6 protein-coding genes are annotated in these 2792 nt (G+C 47.1%); 4 read left to right on the forward strand and 2 right to left on the reverse strand.

From position 1 onward, the window contains the following. Nucleotides 1–365 (forward strand): coproporphyrinogen III oxidase (locus KDK18_RS10765; RefSeq protein WP_257254901.1); only part of this gene is annotated, 365 nt, incomplete at its 5' end. 11 nt (nucleotides 366–376) lie between these two features. Here the strand turns inward: KDK18_RS10765 and KDK18_RS10770 are convergent. Both KDK18_RS10770 and KDK18_RS10775 read right to left on the reverse strand, forming a co-directional pair. Then, complete coding sequence (locus KDK18_RS10770) at nucleotides 377–643, reverse strand: type II toxin-antitoxin system RelE/ParE family toxin (RefSeq protein WP_257254902.1); 267 nt, start codon at nucleotides 641–643, stop codon at nucleotides 377–379. 3 nt (nucleotides 644–646) lie between these two features. Then, nucleotides 647–877 (reverse strand): CopG family ribbon-helix-helix protein, encoded by a 231-nt coding sequence (locus tag KDK18_RS10775; protein ID WP_257254903.1) that lies wholly within the window; start codon nucleotides 875–877, stop codon nucleotides 647–649. 182 nt (nucleotides 878–1059) lie between these two features. Between KDK18_RS10775 and aroE the strand changes: the two genes are divergently transcribed. From aroE to KDK18_RS10790, 3 genes are all read left to right on the forward strand, one after another. Beyond that, complete coding sequence (gene aroE, locus KDK18_RS10780) at nucleotides 1060–1896, forward strand: shikimate dehydrogenase (RefSeq protein ID WP_257254904.1); 837 nt, start codon at nucleotides 1060–1062, stop codon at nucleotides 1894–1896. 273 nt (nucleotides 1897–2169) lie between these two features. Further along, nucleotides 2170–2430: a type II toxin-antitoxin system Phd/YefM family antitoxin gene (locus KDK18_RS10785; RefSeq protein WP_257254905.1), complete on the forward strand. Its 261-nt coding sequence runs from the start codon at nucleotides 2170–2172 to the stop codon at nucleotides 2428–2430. Continuing rightward, on the forward strand, nucleotides 2430–2738 hold the full coding sequence (locus KDK18_RS10790) for a type II toxin-antitoxin system RelE/ParE family toxin (RefSeq protein WP_257254907.1): 309 nt from the start codon (nucleotides 2430–2432) through the stop codon (nucleotides 2736–2738). Before KDK18_RS10785 ends, KDK18_RS10790 begins: the two co-directional genes overlap by 1 nt. The last annotated feature ends 54 nt before the right edge of the window (nucleotides 2739–2792 follow it).

A 2792-nucleotide genomic window follows, 5' to 3' on the forward strand; every position in this document is an offset into this window, starting at 1 on the left:
GTGGTGTGGGCGGTCTGTTCTACGATGATCTCAACGAATGGCCCTTTGAACGCTGCTTCGAGTTTATGCAGGCGGTAGGCAATAGTTACATCGAAGCTTATCTGCCCATCGTTCAGAAGCGTAAAGATACTGAATACACGGAACAGAACCGTTATTTCCAGGAGTATCGACGCGGGCGTTATGTTGAGTTTAACCTTGTATACGACCGTGGAACACTGTTTGGTCTGCAATCCGGTGGGCGCACTGAGTCTATCCTGATGTCTTTGCCTCCTGTTGTGCGCTGGGATTACAATTGGCACCCGGAAGATGGGACAGAAGAGGCCCGTCTTTACAATGAATTCCTGAAACCCAGAGAGTGGGTCTGATATTTAACGAGCTACCGCTTTTGTTTTTCGTGAAAGATACGGGCAACCAGTAATTCTCTGGTTGTCAGAAGGTAATAAACCACGTAAGGCGTACCGACCACTTGTATTTTGCGATAGCGTCCCACCTTATTGCCTGCCATAGGATGGTCTTGCAGGCGATCCAGGTTAAATTTCAGAGTATCCAGAATTCGATCAGTGACGGCTGGACAGTGTTCATCAAGATAGGTGGCAATTTTCCGATAGTCGTTTCTGGCAGCAACTGACAATCTGACCTGCATTGACTAACGCTCCTCTTTCAGGAATTGTTCCAGAGAGATGGTTTCCATATCGCCTGATTCAACGGCACTGATTGTCTCTTCAACCTGCTGGAGTTGCCATTCTTCAGCATCCATATAATCCGTTACCACTTCCCGAATGAGCGTCGAAACATCTTTTTGATGAATAGCGGCGAGTTTGTCGAGCCGCTCGAGGTCATTTTGATCAAAACGAACGTTCTTTATCTTCATGGCCATAAGATTAATCCGTATATCTATAAAATATACAGGTTAGCATCCTGACACTATTGCGCAAGTGGTACATCCTGTCCATTTTCAACAGAGAATATTGTATGGCTGGATAATTATCTCTCCCATTTTCTACCAACATCCTCTAGAGTACCGGAAGTTTTTTAGCTGCATTCCCCGAGAAAAAAAGAATGGCCATACCTGTTGATCACTACGCTGTGATGGGGAACCCCATTGAGCACAGCAAGTCGCCAAGAATTCATGCCATGTTTGCAGAGTCTGTCGGGCACAGGCTGAGTTATAACGCCCAACTGGTTCCGGTTGATGACTTTGAAGAGGCCGTTAAACGCTTCTTTGATAATGGTGGCTACCTGGGTCTGAGTGTAACAGTTCCTTTCAAGGAGCAGGCCTGGCAGCTATCAACCGTGCGAACGGGAAGAGCTGAGAAAGCAGGTGCAGTCAATACACTCTGGATGGATGAACAAAGTACTCTCAACGGAGACAACACGGATGGACTCGGTCTGGTTCGCGATCTGACGGTCAACAACAGTGTTTCTATCAAAGGAGCGAAGGTACTGGTTTTGGGCGCTGGTGGTGCAGTAAGAGGTGTCCTTGAGCCGATCCTTGCACAGGAACCATCGGAACTGGTGATTGCCAATCGGACTGTCAGCAAGGCTGAGACTCTGGCTGGTCTGTTTCCTGAGCAACCCGTAAAAGCTTCCGGTTTTTCAGAACTCGAAGGCTCTTTTGACATCATCATCAACGGTACTTCCGCCAGTTTACACGGCGATCTGCCTCCTGTTCCGGCAACAGTCATTGCTGCTTCGACCTGCTGCTATGACATGATGTATTCAGCGTCTAATACGGTATTCAATCGATGGGCTTTGGGTCAGGGGGCAGGAGCCGTGATTGATGGTTTGGGTATGCTGGTAGAACAGGCCGCAGAGCAATTTGCTATCTGGAGAGGTGTTCGTCCTGAGACCATTCCTGTTCTGGAAATGCTCAGAAATGAACTCTCTGGAGGCTGAACGACTGAGCAGCCAAACCCGGGGGGCGGCCTCTGAAAAAAACATTTCAATAGCTTTTTCGTAATTCTCTATGCTCAGACGTTTCGAGAAAAAGGCGACTTAAAAGCAATTTTGCAGGCCGTATCCCTGGTAACGGTTTTTCGTAGGTGATACGGCGCTTTTGGGTGAACCGTCGAAAATCACGAAGCAGAAATTTATATTCTACATTTTAGCGGAAATAGGTTGATTTGATTATAATAAACGAATCGAACGATATTATGGAGACTAAAAACTATGCAGGCTCTTTCTGCTAATGAAGCCAAAACCCATTTTGGAGATATGTTGCTCAAAGCGCAGCGTAGCCCTGTTCAGATCAGTAAGAATGGTAAGCCCGTTGCTGTGGTTATCTCAGCTGACGAATACCAAAACATCGAGACGCTCAAGTTGCAAATGTTGAAGTTAAGGGCAGATCAGGCTAAAGCTGATATAGAAGCAGGCAAACTGGCTGATGGTGGTGCATTCTTTGATGAGCTGGAAGCAGGCCAACATGACTGATGGCTGCTTATCGCTTAACGCCGGATGCACAATCTGATCTGATCGAAATTCGCCGGTACACATTAGCACAATGGGGAACTGCTCAGTCCGGAAAATACCTATCGGAACTCCGGCAAACCATTCACCTGCTTGCTGAAACGCCATCCCTTGGTAAGCATAGGACAGAGGTCGGATCAAATGTGTTGAGTTTTTCCCATTCGAGCCATGTCATCTATTACATGATGCATGAGGAAGTATTGGTGGTATTTGGTGTCTTACACAGACGAATGGTGCCGCTCAATCACCTGATCAATCGAGAGATCATCTAGCAGCCTGTCGGACTTAAGCGTCCGTAGCGAGGATTGCAGGAATTTTTAGACCAA

This window comes from Endozoicomonas sp. SESOKO3, from assembly GCF_024606255.1.